Below are 26798 nucleotides of genomic sequence, written 5' to 3' on the forward strand. Positions count from 1 at the left end.
CTCAAGCCTTCAGGCGGTACGTCTCGCCCTCGCGGCTCAGGCGGCCCGCTTCCAAGAGTTTTTCCACCACCTGACGGGCCTGCTCGGCGCTGAGCGGCGACTGGGTTTCCAGCTCGGGCAAGGTGAATGCTCCGCCCCGGCGGTGGGCAAAACGGTAGACCATCCGTTCCTGAATGTCGCCGCGCGGCGCGGCAGCTTGGCGGCGGCCAAACAACCCGTACACCAGCCAGCCGATGAGTAGACCGACCAGCAGTTCCAGCGGGATCATCTTAAAGGCCAGCTCAGCGTCGGGGACGCGGTTGTGGTAGGGAAAGGGCCGTCCATCCGACAAAAAGACGCCGTAGAGAATCAGGGCGCTGGCGAGACCCGCCACCAGCGAGGCGATCAGACGGGGAGCAGCGGTCTTCATCCTTTAAGTTTAGCGGCTGAGCCGCGCTCAGAAAGGGGGTAAACGTCACCCCGGCAACGCGAAGCGCACCTGCGTGCCCTGCCCAGCGCTGCTTTCCACGCTCAGTTCCCCGCCGGAAAGTGCGACCCGCTCACGCAAACCCAGCAGCCCCATGTGACCCGCTTGGGTTTGCCGCTCCGCTTCGGCCCGGTCTAAGCCGCGCCCGTCGTCGCTGACGCTGACATCCACTTCACCGGCCTGAAACATCACCCTGACGGCGGCGCTACTGGCCTGCGCGTGCTTGTCCACGTTGCCCAGCGCTTCTTGGACTGCCCTGTACACCGTCAGCTCGGCAAAGCCGCTGAGCCGCCTCTCCGCGCCCTGCACCTCCAAGCGGGTGGGGGTGCGGGACTGCGACACCAGCCATTCCAGCGCGGGCAGCAAACCCAGATCGTCCAGCACACTGGGGCGCAAATTGCGGGCAAAGCGGCGCACGCTCTCGATGGCCGAGTTGAGATCAGCCCGGATGTCGGCGGCCCGCTCGCGGCTCTCGCCGGTCAAATCGCGGCCAAGGCGGTCGATTCTGCGGCCCAGCGCCACCAACACCTGCGCGGTGTCGTCGTGCAACTCACGGCTGATGCGCCGGCGTTCTTCTTCTTGCGCCTGAGTAAACAGCGAAAGAAATTGCCGCAACTCGCCTTGCCGGGCCGACACCGCCTCCAGCTCTTGGCCGCGCCGCTGGATTTCGGCGGCGAGGGTTTGAAGTTCGCTGAGGTCGCGGGCCACCAGCAGCATGCCCTGTACGCCCGCCGCGCCACCCCCCGTCACGGCAGACAGGCGCACTTCCAAGCGCAATTCGCGCTCCAGACCGCTGACGGCGATCTCGCACCTTCCCCCGCTTTCCGGCTCGGCCAAGCAGAGTTGCCACGCCGTCAAAAAAGCCGGGGCGCTCATCAGCGGCCACAGGTCGCGGCCCTCAACTGGCCCCAGCAGGCGCTGACTGGCCGGATTGGCGTAGGTCACACGTCCGGCAGGGTCGGCGGCGAGAATCAGGTCGTGGGCGCTGTGGGCCAGCAAGCGGTAGCGGGCTTCCTCGCGGGCCAGAGCGCTGAGCAGCCGCTCCCGGCTCAGCGAGAGGGCCACCTGATCGGTCAGTGAGCGGGCCAAATGCAAGTGGCGCTCGCTGGGCGGGTCTTCGCGGGTGTGGTCGGCGTAAAAAAAGCCCAGCAAACTGCCCTGATGCTGCACGGGCGCGAGCAGGCCGCTGGACGCGCCGTCAAACAGGTGGCGGCGGGTCAGCGGGCGCGGCCCCTTGCCGAGTTGCGAGGCCAGCCAGTGCAGCGGCTCGGAGTCGGCGGCGTCTTGCAGCTCGGCTGCACTCAATTGAGCGGCTGAATTTGATTGAGCGGTTGAACTCGACTGGACATCTGGACTTGATTGAACAGCTGTGTGGAATTGAACAGCAGTGCTCGAGTAAACGGTTGTATTTGATTGAACAGCAGCGCTCAAATGGACGGTCGGCAAATGGACGGTGGCCAGCTCATGAAACCGCCCCGCGTCGTCCAAAGTCATGAGCAGGCCGCGCTCCGCGCCCAAAGCCTCCGTGAGTTCGCGGGCCACTTCACTCAGGGCGTCACGGGCCAGCGGCGACTGCAAGCGGGCAGCGACGCTCAGCAGCACAGCCCCTTCCCGCTCGCGGCGCACTTCGTCTTCGTAGAGGCGGGCATTCTCAATGGCCAGCGCGGCCTGCGCAGCAAACACTTCGGTGAGCGCCAAGTCTTCGGTATCGAGCGGCAAGGGGTCTTTGTAATACAAGGTCAGGCCGCCGAAGACGTGCCCGCGTGCCGAGAGTGCCAGCCCCACCACGCCCCGGTAAGGGTACTTGCCCGCCGCCAGCAGTTGACGGGTGTAGCGCGAGCCGCCGCCCTGTTTCTCGGCGCTCACGTCGCGGCTAAAAGTCAGTTGCCCCCTTTCTATGGCCCGCCCGGTTACACCCGCGCCGACTTTGGCCCGCGAGCGCAGCACGTACTCGCTGCTCAGCCCCACCGCGCTGCGAATGCTCAGCGTGCGCCCATCGGGTTGCAGCTCGTGAACAGCGCAGGCGTCGGCCCCAAACAGAGTGCGGGCGTAGCTCAGCACGCTGCCGAGGGTATCGGCGAGGTGCAGGCTGTGCGAAAGGGCCGCGCCCACTTCACGCAGCGACTCGGCCACGTGGCGCTTGCGGGTTTCGTCGGCGTAACGCCGGGCGTTGTCGATGGCGAGGCTGGCTTGCTCGGCCAGCGCCAGCAGCAAGGTGTCGTCTCCCTCGCTGAGCGGGCGGCGCACCCGCACATCGGCGTACAAAATCCCCAGCGCCCTGCCCCGCGCTTTGAGCGGCGCGATCAAGGCCAAGAGCGGCGCGAACTCGGCCAGTCCCCGGCTCAGCGGCGTCGCGTGGTCGCGCTCGTGGTCATACACGATCACCTCGCCGCGCTCCATCAAGCGCTCGAAGCTCTCCGGCCCCACCCCCACATCGCCGCTGAAACTCTGGTCAAAGCCGTGCGTGAAAACCTCGCGTGCCCGCGCTCCGCTCTCGTCCTGCTCGGTAAACAAGCCCACCAGCGCCCGCTCGAAGCCCAGCGAATGGGCGGCGCTGTGGGCCGTGGCGGTCAGCACCTCGGCCAAATCCAAGCTTCCGCCAATGCGGGTACTCAGCTGCGCCAGCGTCTCGGTGACGCGTCCGCGCCCGCGCCGCGCTTCCCTGGCCAGTGCGCCCTCAAAAGCGAGGCACAGCAGCGGCAGCGCGGTTTCCAGCTCAAGGAGGGCCGCCTCAGCGCCGCCGATGACTTCCAGCACTGCGCCGGAACCGCACAGCAGCGGCAAGGCACAGATCATGGCGCTGCGCTGCGGTGCGCCAGTGGTCAGGGCGAGGCGGGCCAAACTGCCGTCGCTGAGCCCCAGCCCGCGCCCCTCGGCGCAGATGACGCTGAGCGAGTCGCCCAGCCGCGCCTGTGCGCCGTGCGCTTTGGTCTGCTCGGCGGCAATGGCGGTCAGCGCCTGCAAAAATCCGCTGGCGTGCTGGGCTTGGCTGAGCTGGGCGAGGGCGGCGAGCATCACGGTGAAGTAAGCCTAGCAGCCAAACAGCTTAAACTCCCTCGTACGGATTCCGGTCATTCCGTTCTCTTTCGGAAAAGTACCGAAAGCCAACTCCATTCTGGAATCCGTATTGCTCCCACTCCCGCTGGTCGGGTCAACAGTTATTTCATAACTCACGCCGTTTAGGGGTGCGATGAGGTTGACTCCGGATGCACGTGGACAGCGAAAATGGGGACGGTATGTACAGATACCGTCCCCACCACAGTTTAACCCGTCGTTCGGTCATCCGCTTCTTTCATCGCTGGTCTCAACGTTACTTCTGGGATACGAAGCGCTGTAAACATCAAAAAATGACCGACGCGATGCTCGTCGCTTTGCTGTTGACGCGATTTGTTTTCAAGCATCCCTACGCTTCAGTATGGTGGAACATCTTGTGTGAAGACCGTCCCGGTCTTCCGTCTTACACCCAAGCCTACACACGTGGCGTCCGGCTCCTCGCGCAGTTGGAGGCCGTGGTCAGCCCACCACAGCAGTGTGCGGGGGTCATCATTGACTCCATGCCACTCCCAGTCTGTCGTCCCAAGCGGGCGAAGGGGTGTGCGTTTCCGGGTGCTCGCTGGGGGTACGGCACACAAGGCCATGTCTTCGGATACAAGCTTCACGCTTGGGTCAGCCCTCAAGGCCGGATTCTCCAATATCTCGTGAAACCTGCCAATCTCCACGACACGACGGTCGGTTTTGAACTCAACCAGCGTTGGCCGGACTTTGACGGCCCGAAGATCATTGGCGGTAAAGGCTATTGCTGCTTAGGGTTCGTCTTTCCACCCAAGAAAAACACTCGCTATGACACGGGGTGGCGGGTTTCCCGCCACCCCCAGCTCCGCAAACGTATTGAAACGGTCTTTTCTCAACTGGTCAACGCCCAAATTCGTTCGGCACAAACGAAAACCGTAGCCGCCTTACGGCTGCGTGTCGTGCTGGCCGTGCTTGCCCACAATCTCGCTCAGCCCTAAACGGCGTAACTCATTGACCGGAATCTTCATAAGTTGTTTGGCCGATGCGCCGCGCCGCCTTGAGGGCAAGACTGGAAAGATGAACAGTCCAGTGACCGACAAACAACTCTCTCACCAACTCTCGTATCTGCTCCGGCACGCACCGCACCAAGCGGGCCTGAGTTTAGAAGTGGGCAGCTGGGTGCCGTTAGCGCCGCTCCTGATGCATCTGGGCGTCAGCCGCCCGCAAGTGGAGCGGGTGGTGGCCCAGTCCGACAAACAGCGCTTTTCGCTGCACGGAGAGCGAATTCGCGCCAACCAAGGCCACAGCGTTCCGGTGGATTTGGAGCTGCTGCCCGCCGAGCCACCAAGCGTCCTGTATCACGGCACGGTGGCCACCGCGCTCGGCCGTATTCGGCTTAGCGGTCTACGGCCTATGCAGCGCCACCACGTTCACCTCTCGCCAGATGTGGAGACGGCCCACCGCGTGGGTGCGAGGCGCGGCCCAGCCGTGGTTCTGACGGTACGCTCCGGTTTGATGCACGCCAGAGGACACCTCTTTTACCGCTCCGAAAACGGCGTCTGGCTGGTGGACGAGGTGCCGGGTCAGTTTTTGGTCTTTCCTTAAATTGACTTGGGGAACTCCAGCATCACTCCCCTGCGCTCAGGTCAATCCAGCCGCGCTTGATGCCGTACAGCACAGCCTCGGTGCGGCTGCCCACGTCCAATTTGGAAAAGATATTGGCGAGGTGAACTTGCACGGTGCGCGGAGAGATATCGAGGTCGCGGGCAATTTCTTTGTTGGTGCGGCCCGAAGCGGCGATTCGCAAGACTTCGAGTTCACGCGGCGAGAGCGAGTCGTCCACCGGACTCGGGGTACTTTGGGCGCTGAAACGGGTCAGCACTTTGCGGGCCACCGCTGGCGTCAGAGCACTTTCACCCGCCGCCACCGCCCGCACCGCGCCGAGCAGTTCTTCCTCGCCCGCATTTTTGAGGATGTAGCCCGCCGCGCCCGCTTCCAGAAGGGCAAACACGTAAGCGTCGTCGTCGTAACTGGTCAGCACCAGCACGCCCACGCTGGGGCGCTCGGCTTTGATCAGCTTGGTGGCCTCGATGCCGTTCATGCCGGGCATCGAAACGTCCATCAAAATCACGTCGGGCAGCAGTTCGCGGGCCTGCCGCACAGCGCTTTCGCCGCTGTCGGCCTCACCCACCACTTGAAGATCGCTCTGGCCTTCAAAAAGTTCGCGGGTGCCCTTGCGCACCACCGGATGATCGTCGACGAGCAGCAGTGAAACAATACGCCCCCGCAGGGCAGGTTGGGCCTCATTTGAAACGTCCATGTCCGCCAGTTTAGAGCAAGGTGGAGGCGGCGGCTCAAACGAGCAAAGCGAAAGGGTCTGAGCACCTTTTCGCTCAGACCCTAGAACTCCAATTGCTCCTCAGCCACCTTCAAAGCTGCCCAGCACTGCTGTCGACACCTACACCAAAACGCTTACTTCTTGCGCTTGGTGGGCGTCGTCGGCTTTTTACCGCCTGCGGTGGTGCGCTCTTTGGCGTCGCGCATAAACGAGCGCAGCTTGGCTTCAAACTGCGGGCTTTGGCGGCCAATGGCGCGGGGGCGCGGAATTTCTTCCGGTTCCTCGAGCAGTTCCTTGATCGACAAATCAAGTCTGCCGCGTTCGTCTCGGCCCAAGACCTTGACGTCCACGGTGTCGCCCTCATGGACATGGTCGTGGATGTTGCGAACGAACGAATGGGCAATTTGGGAGATGTGAACCAACCCAGTTTCGCCATTGTCGAATTGTATGAACGCCCCGAAGTCAGTGACGCGGGTGACGCGGCCTTCAGCGACCGCGCCGGAATCAAGTTGCACGAAGAGTGCCCTCCAAAAGAAGCATGCGCCGATGATACACCATCGAGACGCACTGCGGATAGATGCACACTTTGGAGTGAGTGTAAACAAGCTTGCAAACTGTGCCAGGAGCCCAGCAGGACGCAGCCCACGCTCCCTCGGCCCCCACCTGCCTTGCCAACAAGCGACACGGAGGCGCGGCACAGCGCCCCCCGAAGCTGTAAAGTGAGATACATGAAGTTTCGCGGCACACTTGGCGGCCTGAATATCCAGCTCGACGACTCAGACACTCCGCAGTCGGTGGCGGGGCCGCTGGCTGCCCGCGCCGCGCTGCTGGCCAGCGAGGTGACGCTGGAAATAGACATTGAAGCCCACCTCGACACCCTCGACGCGGTGCGCGGCGCGGTGGCGGCGGCGGGCGGCAGCATCAGCCGAGTTCGCGCTCCCCGCGTGACGGCCCCCAGCCCCGCTCTGATCACCGAGCAAGGTTCAGCGCCGTCCTCTTCCAGCACCGCGCTGCCCACAGCGGCCCTGCCAGTGGGCAACATCACCCAGAGCCTGGACAACCACACCGTCGTGCTGCCCAACAGCGTGCGGGCAGGCTTCCGGGGCGAATACGGCGGCAGCGTGGTGGTGCTGGGCGACGTGAATCCCGGCTCGGAACTGGTGGCGGGCGGTGACGTGATCGTGCTGGGAGCGCTCAGGGGCGTCGTCCACGCCGGAGCCGACGGACGCGAGAGCGCGATTGTCTGGGGCAGACCGATTGCCAGCCCCCAGATCCGCATCGCCGGAGCGGTGGCCCGCGCTCCCGAGGGCAGCAGCCTGAGCAGCATGAGAAAACTCAGCAGCGGAGTGGAATCCGAAGTGGCGCGGCTGCAACACGGCCAGATCGTGATTGAAGCCAGCCACGTGCCGAGGTAGGAGCAATGGGGCAGTGGAACGGTCTTGTCCGCTCCACTGCCCCACACACCATCCGCTGGCCTCTCTCATTTTCCGGCGCAGCGTCCGGAATCTTGTCAAACCTTTTCTTACTCGGGCTTCGGCCACGCCCGCTGGTACTGCACCGGCACGTCTAGCGTTTGGCCAGATTGCCACGCCGCCCGCTGAACAAACTGCGGATCGCGCAGGAGTTCACGGGCCAGCGCCACCAAATCGGCTTGCTTGGCCTGCAAAATCTGCTCGGCTTGCTGCGGCTCGGTGATCATGCCCACCGCCATCACCGTCAGGTCGGTGTCCTGCTTGAGGCGCTCGGCAAACGGCACTTGGTAGCCGGGGCCGGCAGTAATTTGCTGATCTGGCGTCAGGCCGCCGCTTGAAACGTCAATGACGTTCACCCCTTCGCGGGAAAGCTGGCGGGAGATTTCTACGGTCTGCTCGATGTCCCAGCCACCGGGTGCCCAGTCGGTCGCCGACAGGCGCACGAACAGCGGCAAATGATCGGGCCAGACTCCGCGCACGGCTCTGGTGACTTCCAGCAGCAAGCGGGCGCGGTTCTCTAAAGTGCCGCCGTACTGATCGAGGCGGCTGTTGCTCAGCGGCGAGAGAAACTGGTGAAGCAAATAGCCGTGCGCGGCGTGAATTTCGAGGGTGTCGAATCCGGCGATCACAGCGCGGCGGGTGCTGGCGGTAAAGTCTTTGACCACCTGCGCGATGTCTTCGGGGCTCATGGCGTGCGGCGAGCCGTAGCGCGGCGAATAAGCGTGTACGTCTGGCCCCAGCACTGTCCAGCCGCCCTCTTCCGCAGGCACCAGTTCGCCGCCCTTCCAAGGCGCGGACATCCCGGCTTTGCGCCCAGCGTGCGCCAGCTGAATGCCGATCAGTGCGCCGTGCTGATGCACGAAGTCGGCAATGCGGGCCAGCGGGCCGATCTGCTGATCGTTCCACAGTCCCAAATCACCTGGGCTGATGCGGCCTTCTGGACTCACGGCGGCGGCCTCCGTGAAGATTAAAGCTGCGCCTCCCAGTGCAAATCGGCCCAGATGCACCAAATGAAAATCGTTGGCAAAGCCGTCTTCAGCGCTGTACATGCACATTGGCGAGACCACCACGCGGTTTTTGAGAGTCAGTTGGGCGATACGCAGCGGGCTGAGCAGCACAGGACTGGACGAGCCGTTGCCGGACAGCGTAAAGCCCTCAGCAGAGGAAGAAGTCATGGACGTATTGTGGCGGCTGCACTGCCCAGCTTTCTCAACTTGATTAAAGCCGAATTTAACTTTGCTTGGTGCTGCTTTCAGCTGGAGTTCGGTTCGGCACCCGTCAGCGCCGTCACTGGGCGCACCAGTACCGCGTCTCCAGCCCTCAGGCCAGTTCGGATCAGCAGTTCGGGACTGAGCTGCAAAGAAGTGCCGGCGTCGGCTGCCGCGCTGACAGGCATTTGATACACCTTGCCGCTGCGTTCCTCGCGCACCTGGATATATTCGATGTGACCGCCCACCGCCTCGCGCCAGCGCCGGAAGATCGTTTCGTCTATGGCCGCGCTGCTGCCTTGGCGACCGCCCGCTTGACGCTGAACTTGCACCACCAAGCGGGCCACCCGCGTGCGGCGCTCACCAATTAAGCGCAGGCGGGTCAGGCGGCCCAGCAGCGGCGCGGCCCTCGGATCACGGGCGGCAGCCAATTCTGAAAGGGGCTTGCCTTCGGCCACGCCGCGCAGGACTTCTTGTTCGTATAAGTCTAAAGTCAACTCTGCGAAGCGCTCCGGCGACTCCAGGCGGCCCGGGCCGTCAAATTTCAGCGGCGGAGGCGGCATCCGCTTGAGGGCAGCGTAAGCAAAGGCGTCGTGCGACTGATCGAGATTGGGAAAGGGAACCACTTCGTCCGCTTCAAAATGAAAGCGTCCGCTCGGGTCTTCAAGGAGCTGGGCCAAGACCGCTGCGCCCGTGTCAAAGCCCGCCCCGTCCATCCGGCGCACCCGCCCGCTCGAGAGCCATAAAGTAAAGATCTGCTGGCCCCGGTAGATGCGGAGCGCACCCGTTTTGGCTCCCTTTGCCAGCACCGAGAGCAGCTCGATGAGATCGAACGACTCCAGGTCATTGGACTGGCTCACGGCCTTCCCTGTGAGAAGCGAGTGGGCAGACCAACAAGCCAAACCAAATAAAACCAAAGCCGCCGCATCGTCTCTAGCCTAACCCAACAGCGCGGGAAAAGTGGGCTGAAACTCCTCCTTTCAGCAAGTGACCTCGATTTGATCAAGCACGGGAAGCGGCGGCCGCTCTCAGCGCCTTGACCGCTTCACCACCTCGGCTTGGCCGCGCCCAGCAGATGATACAGCAGGGCCTTTTGAGCGTGCAGGCGGTTCTCGGCTTGGTCAAACACACGGCTCTTGGGATGTTCGGTGGCTTCCGGCACGGTTTCTTCGCCGTAGTGGGCCGGTAAGCAGTGCAGAAAAATGCCGTCTGGGGCGATTGTCTCCAGCATCTGCGGCGTGACTTGGTAGCCCTGAAAAGCGCGGCGGCGAATGTCGGCTTCGGCTTCTTGGCCCATCGAAATCCAGACGTCGGTATACAGTACGTCCGCGCCTTCCACCGCTGCGAGGTCGTTGGTCAGCGTGACGGCCGCGCCCCGCTTGAGTGCGCCCTGAAGCACGCCGCCGTTGGGTTCGTAGCCCACCGGCGTCACGATGGTCACGTCGGAGCCGCTCAGCACGCCCATATGAATGTGGCTGTTGGCAAGGTTGTTGCCGTCGCCGATGTAGACCACCCGCTTGCCCGCCGCGCTCCCCAACTCCTCCTCGATGGTCTGGTAATCGGCCAGCAGCTGCACCGGATGGAGCATGTCCGACAGCCCGTTGATGACCGGAACGCAGGCGTGGTCGGCCAATTCGTGCAGGGTCTGCTGCAAATAAACCCGGCCCATGATTCCGTCTACCCAGCGCTCCAAGTTGCGGGCCACGTCGCTGACGCGCTCACGCTGGCCGAGGCCGATTTCTTGATTCGACAGGGTGATGGCGTGGCCGCCGAGTTGGTACATTCCCACATCAAAAGTGGTGCGGGTCCTCAAACTGGCTTTCTCAAAAACCAGCGCCAGCGACAGCCCCGCAAGCGGCTTGACACCGCGCCACTCACCGCGCTTCATCGAGGCGGCGGTGTCCAGAACGCTGCGGAGCTCGGCGCTGGTCATATCGAGGTTGGATAAAAAGTCGCGCCCCGCCATTACCGGAGCAGGCAAAGTGTCGGCGGTCAGCAGCGTCGGAGAAGGCAGAGAAGAAGTCAGCATCAGACGGTCAGTCTAACGGCCCGACGCATGAAGATGCAAGTTTACTGCATGAAGATGCAAATTACACGAATAGCTGTATACCGATTCTGCCTGATTCCAGCTCCACAACGCGGCATCAGTATTTTTCCTGCTCACATCGGCCGGATTAAAATGCGCCCAGCACACAGGCGCTGAACACACTTTCTTAAAAGCCGCGCCTCAGCTCCGCTCGATCCAAACGGGTTCCGGCTCGACTGTTTCGGCAGGAGTCTTGCCCGCTTCCAAGCCGCTGTTTTTCTCGGTCTGCACAGGCGTGAGCGTCATATCGTGCTGGCACAGAATTTGGCACGACAAGCGCACGCCGCTCAGGCCCTTTTCTTCGAGTTTGTCGTGTTCGGCCTGCGTCATTTGAAACGGCTCGCCCACACTGAACTCCACCTTGCAAGTCGTGCAGCGGGCCACGCCGCCGCAGCGGTGCAAAATGTCCACGCCGCTGCGCTCCAAAGCCAGCACCAAGCGCTCGTTGTCTTGAACTTGAAATTCTCCGTAGCCGTTTACTGTCAGTGTGATCATGCCCAGCATTGTCCCGCTTTGAAGCGGCAGAGAGCAAGCGAGCAAATCCAGCCGCGCAAGTCCGCTAGACTACGCGGATGAAAGTTGGTTTGTTGGACGTTCTGGGCGCACGCTACACGCGCTACTGGACTACTTTTTTGGAAGAACTTGGCCTCGAGGTGGTGACGCCCCATCTGCCCGCCGAGAGCGCTTTTGCCCTGGGCTTTGAGAGCTTGCCCGACGCGCCCGCTCAGGTGCAGTTGGTGCTGGGGCGCGTCATTGAACTCGGCCAAGTCGACCTGGTGCTGCTGCCGCAAACCCTAGCGGTGTGGCAAGACGCTTGGGCCAGCGACCTCACCGAGTTGTTGCCACGCCGGATCAGCGGGTTGCCGACGCTCAAGGCCGTACCGGACGGCGGCTCAGCCATGACCGACGCCGCGCTGGAACTCGGCCAGCAGCTCACCCACAACGCCGGGCAGGTTCGCTTGGCGCTCAGCAAAGCCAAGCCGCTCTCGCTGCCGGTGCGCGAACAAGTACCGACACTGAGCCGCGCTTCTCAGACCAGCGTGGCGGTGATCGGCCCGGCCAGTCTGCTGCGCGACGAATTTTTGATCGGGCCGCTGAGAGGCCAACTCGAAAGCGCCGGGCTGTTTGCGGTGTGGGCCAGCGACTTGCCGCGTGAGCAACTGCGTGAGCGCGGCCAGCGGTTCACCTTGCCCAGTGGCAAAGCGCTTCCGGCAGGCGAGGCTGACCTCTACGGCGCTCAGCAGTGGCTGGAAGGCAAAGGCGCGGTGCGCGGCCTGATTTACGCCTGCACCGTGCGCGACGCCGCCACCTTCAGCGCCCTGACCCGCCTTGAGCAGACGGCCCGCAAACCTGCTCTGCTGCTTGAGCTCGACCCTCAGCAGCCGCGCCACTTCCAGCCGCAGCTCAGCGCTTTTGCCGCCGAGTTGTTGGCTGTCTCCTCCACCCCTTCACAGGAGCTTTCATGAATCCTTGGACTTGGCTCACCACCGCCGACCCCGCTCCCGGCTTTAACCGCACCAAACTGCTCAAAATCCTGGCCCGCACCTTGCTGTTCGTGTTGGTGGTCACGCTGCTTCAGGCGCTGGTGTACGCAGTGGGACTGGGCGCATATCTCAAAACGTGGTGGGGCACCTTGCTGCTCATCACGGTGGTGTATATCCCCTTTTTCAAGTTGATGACGCTGGACACCTTGGTCGGCCAACCCGCGCCGCGCCCCGTCAAGCCCGGCCAAAAGCCGACGGCGGCGCAGGCCTCGCAAGTCCGGATTGCCAAACGCGCCGAGAAAAACCGCTTCGCCGGCGTCAAAAAAGGCCCGCCAAAGAACATGGGCGGGCGGCGCTGAAGCAGGTGGGTGTTCAGCCTTGATCTGAACAGGTGTTTGAAGCGCTCCTCAGCGGCTGACCTTGATGAGTTCCAAGCTGGAGTTCGGCGACACCTGTTTGACGACCCCGACGCCTTTGGCATACCAAGCGGTGGTTTGAACGTCCTTCATGCTTTTGGCCATTTCGGGCGGCACTTTTTGGCCTTTAAACATTTTGCTGATATCCATGCTGGTGCTGGACTGCACCTTGAGGGCTTGGAATGTTCCGGCAGGAGTGGTGACTTGCTCACTGCCCACGATGCGGTTGGTCGTCTGGCTGGTCATGCTGCCAATCGTCGCGGCCGACTTCCAAACAAAACCGTTTTTCCACTGACTGGCGGGCGGCACGCTGCTCATGATCATCGCGGTTTTTTGCTGGCTCCCGGCCCTGATGCTGATTTGGCCGCCTCTACAGTCGTAGACCACGTTGTAAGCCTGTCCCGAAGTTTCTCCATTTACCGTGACGGTGTTGCCGGAAAGCTTGATGGTGCTGGTGGTGGTGATGACTTGTCCTGCGGCTGTGGTGCGGTAAGTAAACGTGCCGGCGTTGGCAAAATAAGGATGGTCACAGGCTCCGGCAAAGGCGCTGCCCACCGACAAAAAGCCGAGTGCGCCCGCGCAGACAGCGCTTGCTCTGAGCACCAATGGGCGGGGCGATTGGGGGCGCTGAACAGGACATGACGGGGCATTCTCAAAACGCATGCGGGGCCTCCTGTGAATTGAGCTCGATGATACACCCCACCGTGCCCGGCTTACTGAGAGCCGCAGCGACCAAACCGCTTTTTTGGCGGCTGAGTTCTGCTAGCGTATAAAGCATGTTTGAGACCCTCGGCAACAAATTGCAAGACATTTTGGAACGCCTCCAGCGTGAAAAAACCCTGACCGACGCGCAAGTCAAAGTCGCCATGCGCGAAATTCGGATGGCCCTCCTGGAGGCCGACGTGAACTTCGGCGTGGCCAAAGAGTTCGTCTCACGCGTCAGCGAGAAGGCGGTGGGGCAAGAAGTGCTGGGCAGCCTCAACGCCGGTCAGATGGTGGTCAAGCTGGTTCACGATGAGCTGATTCAGACGCTTGGCGGCGAGTCCAAGCAGCCGACCCTCAAAAATGAAGGCAACGTGGTGTTTATGGTCGGCCTTCAGGGCGCGGGCAAAACCACCTCCACCGGCAAGCTGGCCAAGTTCTACAAGGAAAAAGGCCGCCGGGTGCTGCTGATTGCCGCCGATACCCAGCGCCCCGCCGCCCGCGAGCAACTCCGCACCCTCGGCAACCAAGTCGGTGTGCCGGTGCTGGAAGTCGCCAACGGCGAAACGCCCGCCCAGACCAGACAGCGCCTGAATGAATTTCAGCAGCAAGATTTCCGCGATCTGGTGATTGTGGATACGGCCGGCCGCCTGCAAATCGACGAAAATTTGATGACCCAGTTGGCCGACCTTCAGGCCGCCTTGCAGCCCACCGAGACGCTGCTGGTGGTGGACGCCATGACCGGGCAAGAGGCGCTGAGCGTGGCCAAAACCTTTGACGAGCGGGTGAACTTATCGGGCCTGATCATCACCAAAATGGACGGCGACGCACGCGGCGGGGCGGCGCTCTCGGCACGCTTCGTAACGGGCAAGCCGATTTATTTCGCGGGCACCTCCGAAAAGCTGACCGGTTTGGAACCATTTTATCCTGACCGCGTGGCGGGCCGCATTCTGGGAATGGGCGACGTGCTGGGCCTGATCGAGCGGGCGCAGCAAGCCGATTTGCAGAGCATGGAAACCAAGAAGGCCGAAGAATTCGACCTTGAAGACCTGCTCAATCAACTGCGCCAGATTCGCAAGATGGGGCCACTCGGCGACCTCATCAAGCTGATTCCGGGCATGAGCCGCGCCCTGCCGGAAGGATTTAGCATCGACGAGAAGCAGATTCACAAAATCGACTCGATGATCTCCAGCATGACGATGAAGGAGCGGCGCAATCCCAAGATTTTGAATGCCTCGCGCCGCAAGCGCGTTGCGGCGGGCGCGGGCACCCAGGTCAGCGAGATCAACAAACTGGTCAAAATGCACGAGCAGATGAAGGACATGATGAAAATGCTTCAGCGCATGAGCGGCGGCAAAGGCATGGGAGCGCTGGGGGGCGGCATGAAAGGAGCAGGCATGAAAGGCGGGCGGGCCCTGCAGCCCAATCAGGTTTTGCCGCCCAAGCTGCCGCGCCGCTGATTGTGCGCTCAGGTACGCGCCGCGTTTGACAATGGAGGGACTTGACCCCTATACTCCCTTTCGCCCGCTTACGAGCGCGGCCGCACCAGAAAGGGATGTTAGCTCAGTTGGTAGAGCAGATGACTTTTAATCATCGGGTCGTAGGTTCGAGCCCTACACGTCCCACCAAACAAACACCGTCTAGTGCGGTGTTTTTTGTTTTACCCCAGCGGCGTAAAGACCCGCACCGCCTCTTTTTCGAATCCCAAAGCCGTTTCTAAAGCGCTCACCGTACGTTCCAACTCGGCGAACAAAGTCAGCAAACGCGGGCGGGCGGCGACTTCGGGCCGCTGGGCGGCCATGCGGTAAGCGTCGGAGAGCAAGCGGTAATACTGCACTGTGCCGTTTTTCCCGGCGGTGAAGCGCTCAAACACACCTTCGCCATCGGTAAAGGTGTCCACCAAAATGCTGCGGCTGTTGTGGAGTTTGTCGGAGGCCGAGACGAGCAGCGCAGACACCGACACCTGAGGTAAGTGAACGAGGTAAGCGCGTTTGCGGGTGGCCCAATCGGGTTTGAGGCCGTGCGGATCGGGGGTCGCGTCGGTGGCGGCATCCACCAAGCGGGCCACCTCTTCGCCAAAACGCCGCACGATCTCAGCGCGGAGATCCTGGTGGCTGCGCCCGGTGTTGTGGGGGCCGTCTTCCAGCGCGTCGTGCAGGAGGGCGGCGATAGCCTCGGTTTCGTTCGCGCCGAATTCGAGGGCCAGCGAAGCCACGCCCAGAAGGTGCGAGAGGTAAGGCACGCCGCTGCCTTTGCGGGTTTGGGCGGCGTGCCACTGGGCAGCGAGCACCAGCGCTTCTTGAAATTTGGTGGTCAGGAGGGGAGCAGAAGTAGACATGCTTCAGTTTAATTCGCGCCGCAGCTTGCCCGCCATGCTGAACCACTCGCGCTCCTGGCCTTTATAAAGTCGGCTGGCCCGCTGCTCGGTTTTGGCCACAATGTCCAGTTCGCGCTTCGCGTCGGCGCTGCGGTTTTGGGCAATCAGAAAAGCGGCGTAACGCACGCGGGGTTCTTCGCTGGTCGCGCCGATAAGGGCTTGCTGATAGGTGGCCTCGGCTTCACTATTCAGGGTTTGTTCGGCCTGCGCCTGCGCCAGCAGCGTCAGTGTGCGTGTACGAATAGAGGCGCTGGTTTTGAGGTCGACCCGCTTCAAATGCGCCGCCGCCGCCGCTGGATCGCACCTTGCCATCGACAGCTCTGCGCTGGTCAGCAGCACCAACGGATCATCGGCGTAAATGCCGGTCAGCAGCGGCTCCAATACACCCTGCGCTTCATCCTCGCGACCAGCGCGGGCCAGCAAGGCGGCGAGGTCGGCGCGGTTTTGCAGGGTGTCACTCTCCTCGGTGCGCTCTCTCACTTCGCGGATGCGGCTCTCGAGTGGCCGCAGATTTTCTAGCGCGGGCTGCAAGGTGCTGGACACCCGCCGGGCGTTGCCGCGCATTCCGGGCAGCACTTCCAAAAAGAGGTAGGCCAGCACGCCGATATAACTGCCGAACAACAAGATAAAAAACCAATAGGTGGGGCGGCGGGTGGTGATGGCGTGAACCAGAAAGATCAGTTGTAGCGCACCTGACAAGTAGCCGAGCCAAGGGTAGTGACCAAGAAAGCCGAACAAATTCATAAGCTCATGCTAGAGGCTGGAGATGTGAAGACGGGCCGTGAGGCTACTCCCTGCTGGCTCCGTGAAAAAGCTTTACCGTAAGCGGGTGCGCCGTTTTTCTTCTCCCGCTCTCGGTTGGCTGATCGCGCTGCCCGCGCTCGGCTTTTTGGGTGTCTTTTTGGTGTGGCCGCTCATCAGCGTGATGCGGGTGGGCGGCATCAATCTCAGCATCTGGCGAGAGCCGTATTTTCTGGGCCGATTGGGTTGGACACTCAGCCAAGCGGGCCTCACCGTGCTGCTGGGAGCCGCCATCGCTTGGCCTCTGGCTTACTTGCTTTCGCGCTACGCCCTGAGGGGCAAACTGGGCCTGCTGCGGCTGCTGCTGTTGCCGTTTGTGACGCCGACGCTGGTGGCGGTGCTGGGCCTGACCGCTTTGCTGGGGCCGCGCGGATGGATCACCCAGCTGACTGGCCTAGACCTCTCGGACAGCCCGGCGCTGATTATTCTGGGCAATTTGTTTTTTAATTTACCGATTATGCTACGCCTCGCTTACGGCGGCTTTGCCCGCGTGCCGCCGAGCCTGACCGGAGCGGCCCGCACACTGGGAGCCAGTCACTGGCAAGCGGCCCTGACGGTGGCCCTCCCGCTGGCCCTACCGGGTTTGGCGGCGGGAGCAATTTTGGTGTTTTTGTATAGCGCTCTGTCATTCGGCTTGCCGCTGACGCTGGGCGGCGAGAAGTACGCCACGTTGGAAGTCGAGATTTATACCCTGACCGCTTACGAGCTGCGGCTGCCAGAGGCCAGCGCCCTGATTCTGGGACAGTTGGTGGTCACGCTGGCGGCCACATTGATCTACACCAGACTGACCACCGGAGCAGTGACCTCAGCCGCCCGCACCTTGCCGGGGGCGCGGGGCGCGGCAGCGCTGGCACTGTTCAGCTTATTGGCACTGACCTTGCTGATCTGCTTTTCACCGCTGCTGGCGGTGGTCATTCGCAGCTTTTCCGGCGTGGGCGGCCCGACGTTGGCGTTTTGGCGCGGCCTCGTCAGCCCCGATAACGACCCGCCGCTGAGCTTGATGCTGTACAACACGCTGCGCTTCGCGGGCTTTACCTTGCTGGGCGCGGTTGTCTTGGGCGCATCACACGCTTTGGGCGCGTACCTGAGCCGCTCACGTTCCCTCGACGCCCTTTCGCTGCTGCCGCTAATGCTCTCTCCAGTCAGTGTGGGGGTAGGCTATTTGCTGACGTATCCGGCTTGGGCGGCGCAACTCGGGCTGCTGATCGCCGCTTATACGCTGATCGCCTCGCCGCTGATTACCCGCAGTTTGTTGCCGGCCCTCCGCGCCCTGCCGCTCCGCGCATTGGAGGCCGCCCGCACGCTGGGAGCCAGCCCGTTGATGGCCAGCCGCACGGTGGCCCTGCCGCTGATCTGGCCCGCCCTGCGCGGCGGCGCAGCCCTCTCGCTCGCCACGGTGCTGGGCGAGTTCGGAGCGACATTGGTGCTGACCCGCCCCGAGTGGGCCACCCTCAGCACCGGCCTGTATGAGCGGCTCGGCAGGCCCGGCGCACAAAATTTAGGCGAGGCTTGTGCGCTGGCCACCATTTTGTTGGGCCTGGCGCTGGGGGCATTTACTGTGCTGGACGGAGGGGAAGGGGAAGTGGCTTGAGGAGGCGCTGTGTTCTTGGCTTAAGTTTTGGGCTTTTGCGTTGGCTTTCCCCGCCCCAGTGGGGACTGCTGGCCCTACGTTTGGGGGCGGCCCCTCACCTCAATTGGCTGCGTTCATGTGTCTTCACAACCTTGACGAAGAAGGAGGTCGCTGCGCTCGGCATGGAGCTTCCGGCATTTCAGTTGGTCAATTGCACCAACTTGCCAACCTGTGGGGCGGTCAAGTCGTGGGCGCTGTGCAAAAGATCTGCCCATACTAGGCGAGCTGGAAGGAGTTTCGTCTCAGGTAGAAGAAGCAAAAACCTGAGACGAAACGCCCTCCGCACAGTGTCCAAACTATTTTCCTAATGGGTTCGGATCCAAAGCCGCCGCGCTAAGCTGGCCACCTATGAAGCTCCCTGCGATGCTGCTCAGTCTCGTTGTTTTGTTCGGCGGCGCGGGGCGAGCAGATTCCGTTCCGGTGTTTGTCCGGATTCCGACGCCGCCCTTTACGCCTGAATCCGTTGCACCCAAGCCTGTTCAACCCAGCCCCATTTTCCCTAAGCCCGCGCCCGCCCAGCCAGTTTTCAATCCACCGCCCCTCAGCGCTCCGCTTGCCCCGACTTGTGGCGCAGCAGCGGCCAACCCCGCACCTGCTCAGCCGCTTCCCAGCGGAGTCAGCGGGCGGGTGGGCTTCTATGCGGCCATTTACGATAAGCAGTTGCAGCCCGTTAGGGCGCTGGCGCTCGGCCAGGTCAATACCCTCTTTCCGCTGGCAAGCGCTTTTAAGCCCCTGGTGGTGCGGGCCGCGCTGCAAGAAGTGGACGCGGGGCGGCTGAGCCTGCGGGCACTGATCACCACCACGCCCGCCAAGCGCAGCATTGAAGCCTACCCTGCCGGGCGCAACACGGTGGCGGCGCTGGCCCAGCGCTCTTTGGAGCGCAGCGACAACACCGCTTCCGATCTGCTGTATCTGGGCCTCGGGCCTGAAAAAATCGCTCGGGCGGTGCATGCGCTCAGCCCCTGCACCGCCCTGCTGCACACCACCAAAGCCTGGTGGGCGGCGCAGGCGGGCCTGATGCCTGATGTCTTCCCCGATTTGGTGCGGGGCGCGGTGAGCGCGGCCAGCTTGCCGTTCGACGAGCGGCTCAAGTGGGCAAGCCGTTTAAATGCCCGCGCTCAGCAACTGACTGGGCCGCAGGTGGAGGCCGCGCTGGACAGCTATTTTCACGGCCCTGCCTACGCCCCCGAACTGGAATTGGCGCTGCAGAACACCAGCACGCCGCAGAGCTACGCCGATCTTCTGGCCCGCACCCTGAGCGGAGACGACCTCAAAGCGCCGACGCGCAAGCTGTTTCGGAGCTGGCTGGCAAAGTCATGCTGCCAGCCCAAGCAGCCGCAACTCAAGGCCGTCTACTGGGGCCATAAAGCGGGCAGCGGCTGGCGGATGCTGACCCTGACCGGCTACGCCGAACTCGCGGGCGGACAGCGGATCGCTTACGCTTATTTCAATGACGGCTCGGGCACGCTGGAAGCCGAAGACATGGAGCGCCAGATTCCGGCGCTAATCAATTGGATCGACGCGGCCCTCTCGGAGCTTGCCCGCTCCCCTCTGCTAAAGTGAAACGATGAACGCCCAAGCGCTTTCGCTTCTTCTTCTTCTCAGTGGGGTTCGGAAGAGCTGAGTTCAGCACTTCACTCGGCCCCCACGCCCTGAGCGCTGGGGGCTTTTTTAGGCTCCGAAAAGGCCGCCGAGTTTCAACTTGACCCCTACGAACTTGAACCGAACGAAAAGGAGACACATGACCACCCCAACCCCCGATCACTGGAACGCCGAGCATTACCGTGACCGCCACGCTTTTGTCTATGAATCCAGCCGCGATCTGGTGGCCGACTGGCTGCGCCCCCAAGTGGGTGAGCGCGTCCTCGATCTGGGTTGCGGCAGCGGCGAACTCAGCGCCCAAATTGCCCAGACTGGCGCAACCGTCACGGGCGTGGACGCCTCGGAGGCCATGATCGCCGCCGCACGGGGCCAGCACCCCGCCGTGAACTTTGATGTTCAAGACGCCCAGACCCTCCCCTACCGCGCCGAGTTTGACGCGGTTTTCAGCAACGCCGCCCTGCACTGGATGAAGCCGCTGGACAACGTGCTCTCGGGCGTGTCGCTCTCCTTGGTCCCCGGCGGGCGATTGGCGCTGGAAATGGGCGGCGGCGCGAATGTGCTGGCGGTGCGGGAAGCCGTTGAGCAAGCCCTGAGCGATTTGAGTTTACCTGCGCTGGAGCATGTCTGGATTTTCCCGAGTCCGGCTCAGTTGGCCGCCCTCTTGGAAGAAGCAGGCTTTACGGTAGAGCGCCTGCACCTGTTCAAACGCCCCTCGCTTTTGGTCGGTGAGGACGGCTTTCGGGCGTGGCTGCACGGTTTCGGGGCCAGTTGGCTCGCGCCGCTGAGTGAGCCCGAGCGGGCCGCCGTGATCGCCAGAGCGGAGGAGTTGGCCCGCCCCAAGCTGCACACGGCTCAGGGCTGGGTGGCCGATTATGTGCGGCTGCGGGCCTTGGCAGTGAAGTAAGTCTGTGAGGCCGTAGCCGTTCAGTTGATCAGCGCATTGCTGCTTGCCCCCGCAGCGTCACCGCGCAGCAATTCAAAAAAGGCGCTGACCACTTGCGGGTCGAAATGATGGCCCGCTTGAGCGGCCAGCTCAGCGTGGGTTTCTTCCAACGTCCAGGCGCGTTTGTAGGGCCGCTCGCTGATGAGGGCGTCGTAGACATCGCACAAGCTAAAGATTCGGGCAAGCAGATGAATGTCGCTGCCTGCAAGCTGACGGGGATAGCCTTTGCCATTCCACTTTTCATGGTGGTGCAGCACCACTTCCAGGGATTCAGACGGCAAAAAGCCCAAAGAACTGGCAAAACGGTGGCCCACTTCCGCGTGGCTTCGCATCAGCTCAAACTCATCCTCGCTGAGCGAGCTGGGTTTATGCAAAATATGATCGGGAATGGAGATCTTGCCGATGTCATGCAGGTACGCGCCCCAGCGCAGCGCTTGGCACTGCTCTTCACCGAGGTGTAAGTGACGGGCCAAGCGCAGGGCCAGCGCAGTCACGCGGTCGGTGTGCCCCTGCGTTTCACGGTCACGGGCCTCCAAAGCCAGTCCCAGCGCCCGCAAAGCCGATTCGCGGGCGGCATTGACTTGCTCCTCGGCCGCCAACCGCGCCATCAGGGCGGCAATGGTGCCCACCACACTGCTAAACAACCGGACTTCTTCCTCCGTCCAGGTGTGGGCTTCAAAGGTGTGCATCAAAAACGCGCCGAGTAGCTCTCCCCGCTTGCCCATCACGGGCGCGGCGGCGAGACTCACCACCCCCAATTCAGGAAACCCGATCGTTTCCGGACGAACCGACGTGTTGTCAAAAAACATCGGTGTGCGGCGCGTCAGCAGCGCCTGCATGAGAGGCGTATCGGAGGGCAGGCCGTGCGCGGCCACGGCCTGCATTCCCGGCGTCGTGGGCATCTCGCCAGCGGCGGCCCGCACCTGATAGATCAGGGCCTGCGGCAGCGCAGCGCTTTGGACTTCACCGGAAGGCAGCTTGAGTTGAAAGTAAGCCGCGCCCACCGCAGCCGTGTGGTGAATCAACTCATCTAACGTCGGCACCACGCCGGTTCCCAGATCTTTAGCCTCCAGCGCAATGTGAACGAGGCGCAGAACGCTTTGTGCTGTTAAGTCACGGTTATCAGGTGCCGAAGCAGCAGTCATTGATGGATCAGTGAAATTCATTTTGACAGTCATCAGCTTTTGCTCCCTTAAGGTCATTTTGGTGGATAAATTGCAGTTCATGAGGCAATAAGCGAATCTTCATGAACTTTATATCGAATTTTGGGTCAAGTGAACTGTGCCAAGCATCAGAGACTCTTGAAACGAGCTTTCTTGCTTTAGTCTCACCTGTAGCCGCTTACAGTTCCCTCACACGTCCAACTTGAATCACGCGACCCAAAGTGTGAAAAACCGCACGAAAAAGGCAGAGCGCTACCGAAGGATCAGCAAAAAACCCCGCCGGAGGTGGCGAGGTTTCGTTGTCTCTAAAGGCGACACTCAAGAAGGGCAACTTAAATCGGCAGTCAAATGCCGCTTGAGCTTTCCACTTCCTGCAACCTCGCCAGCTTTTCCGGCGAAAAGATGTCGGCTTCTTTGCCGTAGCGCTTTTTGACGGCCAACTGAATCAGCCAGATGCCCACGCCCACCCCGATGACACTCAGCACCAAGCTGGGAATCCTCATCACGGCATTGGCCTGCGCCACCTGCGCGTTGAAATCGTCGCTGCCGAACTTGCCAACCACCAGACGAAGGTTCACGAAATAATTGATGACCGCCGAGACCAATTCCACGATGCCGTAGGAAACGGTAGCGGCCCGCACCGCTTGGTTGACTTGACTGTCGTGCAGGGCTTTTTGAGTGGCGGCGCGGTTTTCGGGGCTTTCGGTGAGGGTGGAGGCGTCGAGCACCACTCTGAAAATCGGCGTTTTGGTCAGCAGACTGCCCAGCGCCAACACGCCGAACAGCAGCGCGGGCACACTGTCTTTGAAAGCAAACAGCGGGCCGCCGTCTAAGTACCAAAACGCCAGCCCCCCGCGCACCAGCGCCACTGCGCCGCCGAGCAGGGCGATCCCGCTGACGGTGCGGTTGATCAGGAGGTCGGTCAGCACATACGCCACCGGAATCAGCGCGGCGAGGATATACGCCCGCACGTTGCCGGCGACGCCGCCGCCAAAGACCTGCTCGCTGATGCTGATGCCGCTGCCCAAGATGTTGGGGCTGAGAATGGCAATCGGAATAATGAGGGTAAACAGCAGATCCCAAACAGTTTTGGGAATGCCCGCTTTTTTGCGCGGCGGCTTGGTGGGAGGAGCAGTCATGAGCGCCATTGTCTCACGCGCAGAGAACGGCGAGTGAGACGCTCAGCTCGCCCTGTTCTTGCGGGCGTCGAGCGCCACCCAGCCCCAGCCGATCAGTTGCAGCACGCCGCCGATGGGCGTGATGGCCCCCAGCCATTTGGTGTCGGTCAGGGCCAAAACGTACAAGCTCCCCGAAAAAATAAGGGTGCCGCTTAGCAGCCAAGCCGCGCCGCGCCGCTGCTGCGGGTACGCGCCCAGCACCAACAGCGCGAGGCCGTGATACATCTGATAGCGTACGCCCGTTTCAAAAATCGCCAGGTTCTCAGCGCTGATGGCGGCCTTGAGGGCGTGAGCGCCGAACGCCCCGAGCGCCACCGCCGTGCCCGCCAGCACCGCGCCGCTGAGCGCCGAGTTGAGTTTGGGCGCAGCCGACGCCTGAGTCTTGAGGCTTCCAAGTTCAGTCATAGGCTGAGTTTAGGCGCGGGCAGTGGCAACGGATGTCCCAAAACCGACTCTTTCGCTGAGGAATTGAGTGGCGGTGTGGGAAAGAAGAAGCGCCTTAAGGCAGATTGGGACATAAAAGTGGGAAATGGTGGTAAAAGGTGGGACGCGGTGTTAGACTCACCCTATCCGGCGAGAAAACGCCGCTGTGGGCGCATGTTTTGGCACTGGGCGGCACATCAGTTCCTCAGCCGGATCAGGAGCAGCGGCTGTGCCATTCGGAGAATACCCTTACGCAGTAGATGACAAAGGCCGTGTGGTGATGCCACCGGCTTTTCGTGAATTTGTTGAGGACGGGGTCATTTTGACGCGCGGTATGGAAGGCTGCTTGTACCTCTTTCCGCTTTCAGGTTGGAAGCGCGTCGAGGAGCAGCTTGAAGGCTTGCCGCTCACCGACGCCCACAGCCGGGCCTTCGTGAGATTTTTTTATTCGGGGGCCAGCAAAGCCCGCTTAGATGCCCAGAGCCGTTTGATGGTGCCGCAACCGCTGCGAAGTTTCGCTGCTTTGGAAAGCGAAGTGGTGGTCGCCGGCGCACCGGGGCGCTTGGAGCTGTGGAATCCGCAGCGCTGGGACGCCGTGATTCAAGCGGTTCAAGACAATCCGCCGCATCCCGAACTCTTAATCAATTTCGTGGCCTAGCGCCGCGTCAGGAAAATTTGCCGTGCCCACGACCAAGACCAAATCCGCTTCCCGCAAAACCACCGCCGCTCCTCAACCAGAAATGGACGGTTCTTCAGACGCCCTGACCCACTTGCCGGTGCTGGCTGCCGAGGTCTTAGAAGCGCTCGACCCGCAGCCCGGCGAGGTGTTTGTCGACGGCACACTCGGCGGCGCGGGCCACACCCGCCTGCTGCTCAAAGCCGGAGCGCAGGTCTACGGCATCGACCAAGACCCTTACGCCCTTTCGCGGCTGGGCGAATTGGAAGGCCTGAGTATTTTGCAGGGCAATTACCGCGACATGGTGTCGCTGCTGGCCGAGCAAGGTGTGACGCAGGTCAGCGGCGTGCTGCTCGACATCGGCGTCAGCAGTTTTCAACTCGACGACGCCCAGCGGGGCTTCAGTTACCACACCGAAGCGCCGCTCGACATGCGGATGAGTCAGGAAGGCGAGAGCGCTTACGATGTCATCAACGAACTGCCCACCGAAGAACTCGCCGCCCTGATCTTTGAATACGGCGAGGAGCGCCACTCGCGCCGCATCGCCCGCGCCATTGAGGCAGAGCGCGAAAAAGCGCCGATTGCCACCACCACCCAACTCGCCGAGATCATCAAACGGGCTTATCCGGGCGGACACGCACGCGGCATTCACCCGGCAAGGCGCAGTTTCCAGGCACTCAGAATTTATGTCAACGACGAACTCGGCGCACTCCGGGGCGGCTTGGAAGCGGCGTCCACTCTCCTCGCGCCGGGCGGGCGGCTGGCAGTGATCAGTTTTCACAGCTTGGAAGACCGCATCGTCAAGCGCTTCCTCAAAACCAATTCGCAGCTCGAAGCGCTGACCAAGCGCCCTGTCGAGGCCAGCGAAGACGAGCAGAGCCGCAACCCCCGCGCCCGCAGCGCCAAATTGCGGGCCGCCCGCAAAGTCGAAACTCAGCTACCGGGCCAGCAACTGACCGAGCAGCAACCGGAGCAGCAGGCCAGTGAGTAGTCCTCTGCCCCTGCAAGCCAGTTTGGCCGTTTGGCGGGCGCGGGCGCTGCGCTACACCAGTCTTTACGTGCTGCTGGCCGCTGCGCTGCTGGGAATCCGCTACGCCACGCGCGAAACTTACCCGCAACTGCGCGATTTGCGGGCCAGCATCTTGACCCTGCAAACCCAGCGCGACCACCTCGAACTCGAAGTCCAGACGCTGACCACCGGCCCGCGCCTGCTCGATTGGGCCAACGCCCGGGGCATGGTGCCGTACGCCCAAGCCAAAAAAATCAGCAGCGACATTGCCGCTCTTCCCGCTCTGCCTGCCTTACCCCCCGAATCGACTTCGTTTCAAATCAGCACCCGTTGGAAATAGCTGCGCTTCTTCGGCGCGTCCGTGAGCTTCACCCGCTCTTGGATAATCCATTTCTTCTTTAACTAACCTTGAGCTTGTTCCTCACTCAGCTCCCAATTTTCCTTAAGGAATTGCCAATGGAAATCAAAATCCGCAACCGCTCCCGCATTATTCAGGCCATTGCCCTCTTGGCGTTTATGTCGTTGGTGTGGGCTTATGCCCAACTCGAATGGGGCCTGCCGCAAAACATCAAGCGGGCGGTGCTGCAAAGTCGCGGCAGCATCCTGACCGAATCCGGCACGACGCTGGCCCGCACCGTCGACGGCAAACGGGTTTATCCGCAGGGCAAACTGGCCGGTCAAGTCCTCGGCATGATGGGCATGACAGACGGTTTAGAGGGAATTGAGGCCGCTTACAACACCCAACTCTCCGCCGGACAAAACGTCACCGTGACTCTGGATCCTTCCTTGCAGGCCACCGCCGAGAGTGTGCTGGCCAAAGGCGTGCAGGCCCACCAAGGCGTCTACGGCTCCGTGGTGGTCATCGAAGTCCGCACCGGCAAGGTGCTGGTGGCGGCCAGCTACCCACCGTTTGATCCCAACAACTGGAAGACCTTCAGCGCCGAGGCGAGGCGCAACCGTCCATTTTTAGACCGCTTCGAGCCGGGTTCGACGGTCAAGGGCCTGACGGTGGCCGCCGCACTCAACGAGGGCCTGACCACCGCCGACACCACCTACCAGACCCCTATGCAGCGCTTTGTCGGTGGCCGGTGGGGCAGCATCATCCACGACGCGGTGGATCACCCCAAGACGCTGACCACTCAGGGCATTTTGCGCTATTCGAGCAACGTGGGCATGTCGCATATCGTCGAGAATTTCCCCAACGAAAAGCTCTACGCGTATCTGCACGCCTTCGGCTTCGGGCAGGACGTGGACTTGCCCACCATGATCACGGCAACCGGCAGTTTGCAGCCGGTGAGCAAATGGAACGATCTGGTGCGCATCACCAACGCCTTCGGGCAGGGCATGTCGTCTACACCGCTGCAACTCGCCGCCGCCTACAACACGCTGGCCAACGACGGGCGCTACGTCTCGCCCCGGCTGGTCGCCAGCGAACCGGCGGGGGAAAGCCGCAACGTGGTTCGGGTCAATTCGGCCCAAACCACCCGCACTCTCCTTCGCAACGTGATCCGCGACGGCATTCACGCCGCCGCCGGAATTCAGGGCTACGACTTGGCCGGCAAAACAGGAACGGCTCAAGTGGTGGTAGATGGCAAATACAGCGCCACCATTTACGACAGCGTGTTCGCGGGCTTTTATCCCGCCGATGAGCCGCGCATCACCATTGCAGTGATGGTTCACGGAGCCAAATACGATTATCACGGCTCGATGTTGGCCGCTCCAATTTACCGCGACATCACGGCGGCTTTTATCAGCAAAGCGGCTTCTTTGCCCGCTCCAGAGCCGGAAGTCAGCACTGGAAAATAAGCACCC

At 62.1% G+C, this 26798-nt stretch carries 27 protein-coding genes and 1 tRNA gene; 14 read left to right on the top strand and 14 right to left on the bottom strand.

From position 1 onward, the window contains the following. Position 1: 1 nt before the first annotated feature. The gene (locus EHF33_RS03250; RefSeq protein ID WP_124867845.1) at positions 2-409 is read right to left on the bottom strand and encodes a hypothetical protein; all 408 of its coding nucleotides are present in this window, start codon (positions 407-409) and stop codon (positions 2-4) included. Positions 410-454: 45 nt separating this feature from the next. Then, complete coding sequence (locus EHF33_RS03255; protein WP_124872768.1) at positions 455-3481, bottom strand: GAF domain-containing sensor histidine kinase; 3027 nt, start codon at positions 3479-3481, stop codon at positions 455-457. Positions 3482-3702: 221 nt separating this feature from the next. Between EHF33_RS03255 and EHF33_RS03260 the strand changes: the two genes are divergently transcribed. Both EHF33_RS03260 and EHF33_RS03265 read left to right on the top strand, forming a co-directional pair. After that, on the top strand, positions 3703-4476 hold the full coding sequence (locus tag EHF33_RS03260) for an IS982 family transposase (protein ID WP_124867847.1): 774 nt from the start codon (positions 3703-3705) through the stop codon (positions 4474-4476). Between the two features lie 79 nt (positions 4477-4555). Then, positions 4556-5083: an RNA 2'-phosphotransferase gene (locus EHF33_RS03265; protein WP_124867849.1), complete on the top strand. Its 528-nt coding sequence runs from the start codon at positions 4556-4558 to the stop codon at positions 5081-5083. A 22-nt stretch (positions 5084-5105) separates the two neighbouring features. Here EHF33_RS03265 and EHF33_RS03270 read toward each other — a convergent pair whose 3' ends face one another. Together EHF33_RS03270 and EHF33_RS03275 are read right to left on the bottom strand one after the other, a co-directional pair. Beyond that, the gene (locus EHF33_RS03270; protein ID WP_124867851.1) at positions 5106-5798 is read right to left on the bottom strand and encodes a response regulator; all 693 of its coding nucleotides are present in this window, start codon (positions 5796-5798) and stop codon (positions 5106-5108) included. Positions 5799-5950: 152 nt separating this feature from the next. Continuing rightward, the gene (locus EHF33_RS03275; protein WP_124867853.1) at positions 5951-6331 is read right to left on the bottom strand and encodes a S1 RNA-binding domain-containing protein; all 381 of its coding nucleotides are present in this window, start codon (positions 6329-6331) and stop codon (positions 5951-5953) included. 213 nt (positions 6332-6544) lie between these two features. On the opposite strand from EHF33_RS03275, the gene EHF33_RS03280 reads away from it, so the two are divergent. Next, complete coding sequence (locus tag EHF33_RS03280; RefSeq protein WP_124867855.1) at positions 6545-7231, top strand: septum site-determining protein MinC; 687 nt, start codon at positions 6545-6547, stop codon at positions 7229-7231. Between the two features lie 107 nt (positions 7232-7338). Here EHF33_RS03280 and EHF33_RS03285 read toward each other — a convergent pair whose 3' ends face one another. From EHF33_RS03285 to EHF33_RS03300, 4 genes are all read right to left on the bottom strand, one after another. Beyond that, positions 7339-8463: an NADH:flavin oxidoreductase/NADH oxidase gene (locus tag EHF33_RS03285; protein ID WP_124867857.1), complete on the bottom strand. Its 1125-nt coding sequence runs from the start codon at positions 8461-8463 to the stop codon at positions 7339-7341. A 77-nt stretch (positions 8464-8540) separates the two neighbouring features. After that, entirely contained in the window at positions 8541-9356 is an 816-nt protein-coding gene (locus EHF33_RS03290) for a DUF4388 domain-containing protein (RefSeq protein WP_164473394.1), read from the bottom strand. Positions 9357-9541: 185 nt separating this feature from the next. Then, positions 9542-10462, bottom strand: coding sequence for an ornithine carbamoyltransferase (argF, locus tag EHF33_RS03295; protein ID WP_164473489.1), 921 nt, complete (start codon positions 10460-10462; stop codon positions 9542-9544). A 261-nt stretch (positions 10463-10723) separates the two neighbouring features. Then, positions 10724-11077, bottom strand: coding sequence for a 2Fe-2S iron-sulfur cluster-binding protein (locus tag EHF33_RS03300; protein ID WP_124867863.1), 354 nt, complete (start codon positions 11075-11077; stop codon positions 10724-10726). Positions 11078-11154: 77 nt separating this feature from the next. Here EHF33_RS03300 and EHF33_RS03305 point away from each other — a divergent pair, with 77 nt between their 5' ends. Both EHF33_RS03305 and EHF33_RS03310 read left to right on the top strand, forming a co-directional pair. Continuing rightward, positions 11155-12048 (top strand): hypothetical protein, encoded by an 894-nt coding sequence (locus EHF33_RS03305; RefSeq protein ID WP_124867865.1) that lies wholly within the window; start codon positions 11155-11157, stop codon positions 12046-12048. Beyond that, positions 12045-12425, top strand: coding sequence for a hypothetical protein (locus EHF33_RS03310; RefSeq protein ID WP_124867867.1), 381 nt, complete (start codon positions 12045-12047; stop codon positions 12423-12425). The genes EHF33_RS03305 and EHF33_RS03310 overlap by 4 nt, the downstream gene beginning before the upstream one ends. 48 nt (positions 12426-12473) lie before the next feature. On the opposite strand, the gene EHF33_RS03315 is transcribed toward EHF33_RS03310, so the two are convergent. Further along, positions 12474-13145 (bottom strand): TapB family protein, encoded by a 672-nt coding sequence (locus tag EHF33_RS03315; RefSeq protein WP_124867869.1) that lies wholly within the window; start codon positions 13143-13145, stop codon positions 12474-12476. A gap of 113 nt (positions 13146-13258) precedes the next feature. Between EHF33_RS03315 and ffh the strand changes: the two genes are divergently transcribed. Both ffh and EHF33_RS03325 read left to right on the top strand, forming a co-directional pair. After that, positions 13259-14644: a signal recognition particle protein gene (gene ffh / locus EHF33_RS03320; protein ID WP_124867871.1), complete on the top strand. Its 1386-nt coding sequence runs from the start codon at positions 13259-13261 to the stop codon at positions 14642-14644. Between the two features lie 92 nt (positions 14645-14736). Then, positions 14737-14812: transfer RNA gene (locus EHF33_RS03325), tRNA-Lys, on the top strand. Between the two features lie 32 nt (positions 14813-14844). On the opposite strand, the gene EHF33_RS03330 is transcribed toward EHF33_RS03325, so the two are convergent. Beyond that, entirely contained in the window at positions 14845-15522 is a 678-nt protein-coding gene (locus EHF33_RS03330) for an HD domain-containing protein (RefSeq protein ID WP_124867873.1), read from the bottom strand. Between the two features lie 3 nt (positions 15523-15525). After that, positions 15526-16305 (bottom strand): hypothetical protein, encoded by a 780-nt coding sequence (locus tag EHF33_RS03335; protein WP_124867875.1) that lies wholly within the window; start codon positions 16303-16305, stop codon positions 15526-15528. A 181-nt stretch (positions 16306-16486) separates the two neighbouring features. Here EHF33_RS03335 and EHF33_RS03340 point away from each other — a divergent pair, with 181 nt between their 5' ends. From EHF33_RS03340 to EHF33_RS03350, 3 genes are all read left to right on the top strand, one after another. Continuing rightward, positions 16487-17953 carry an ABC transporter permease gene (locus EHF33_RS03340; protein WP_124872770.1) on the top strand — a complete coding sequence of 489 codons (1467 nt, stop codon included), beginning with the start codon at positions 16487-16489 and terminating at the stop codon, positions 17951-17953. 387 nt (positions 17954-18340) lie between these two features. Beyond that, complete coding sequence (locus EHF33_RS03345; RefSeq protein ID WP_241191233.1) at positions 18341-19555, top strand: serine hydrolase; 1215 nt, start codon at positions 18341-18343, stop codon at positions 19553-19555. 178 nt (positions 19556-19733) lie between these two features. Beyond that, positions 19734-20498 carry a class I SAM-dependent methyltransferase gene (locus EHF33_RS03350; protein WP_124867877.1) on the top strand — a complete coding sequence of 255 codons (765 nt, stop codon included), beginning with the start codon at positions 19734-19736 and terminating at the stop codon, positions 20496-20498. A gap of 20 nt (positions 20499-20518) precedes the next feature. Here the strand turns inward: EHF33_RS03350 and EHF33_RS03355 are convergent, their stop codons facing one another. The 3 genes from EHF33_RS03355 to EHF33_RS03365 form a co-directional block, all read right to left on the bottom strand. Beyond that, positions 20519-21682, bottom strand: a complete 1164-nt coding sequence (locus EHF33_RS03355; RefSeq protein ID WP_124867879.1) for an HD domain-containing phosphohydrolase — start codon at positions 21680-21682, stop codon at positions 20519-20521. Positions 21683-22044: 362 nt separating this feature from the next. After that, positions 22045-22839: a VC0807 family protein gene (locus EHF33_RS03360; protein ID WP_124867881.1), complete on the bottom strand. Its 795-nt coding sequence runs from the start codon at positions 22837-22839 to the stop codon at positions 22045-22047. 42 nt (positions 22840-22881) lie between these two features. Next, entirely contained in the window at positions 22882-23283 is a 402-nt protein-coding gene (locus EHF33_RS03365) for a DUF423 domain-containing protein (protein ID WP_124867883.1), read from the bottom strand. A 247-nt stretch (positions 23284-23530) separates the two neighbouring features. On the opposite strand from EHF33_RS03365, the gene mraZ reads away from it, so the two are divergent. The 4 genes from mraZ to EHF33_RS03385 all read left to right on the top strand — a co-directional run bounded on the left by mraZ (position 23531) and on the right by EHF33_RS03385 (position 26792). Next, on the top strand, positions 23531-23959 hold the full coding sequence (gene mraZ / locus EHF33_RS03370) for a division/cell wall cluster transcriptional repressor MraZ (RefSeq protein ID WP_124867885.1): 429 nt from the start codon (positions 23531-23533) through the stop codon (positions 23957-23959). Between the two features lie 82 nt (positions 23960-24041). Continuing rightward, positions 24042-24968: a 16S rRNA (cytosine(1402)-N(4))-methyltransferase RsmH gene (gene rsmH, locus EHF33_RS03375; protein WP_124872774.1), complete on the top strand. Its 927-nt coding sequence runs from the start codon at positions 24042-24044 to the stop codon at positions 24966-24968. Further along, positions 24961-25326, top strand: coding sequence for a hypothetical protein (locus tag EHF33_RS03380; protein ID WP_124867887.1), 366 nt, complete (start codon positions 24961-24963; stop codon positions 25324-25326). The genes rsmH and EHF33_RS03380 overlap by 8 nt, the downstream gene beginning before the upstream one ends. A gap of 116 nt (positions 25327-25442) precedes the next feature. After that, positions 25443-26792, top strand: coding sequence for a peptidoglycan D,D-transpeptidase FtsI family protein (locus tag EHF33_RS03385; protein ID WP_124867889.1), 1350 nt, complete (start codon positions 25443-25445; stop codon positions 26790-26792). Positions 26793-26798 lie beyond the last annotated feature (6 nt).

The organism is Deinococcus psychrotolerans (assembly GCF_003860465.1).
Taxonomy (GTDB): domain Bacteria; phylum Deinococcota; class Deinococci; order Deinococcales; family Deinococcaceae; genus Deinococcus; species Deinococcus psychrotolerans.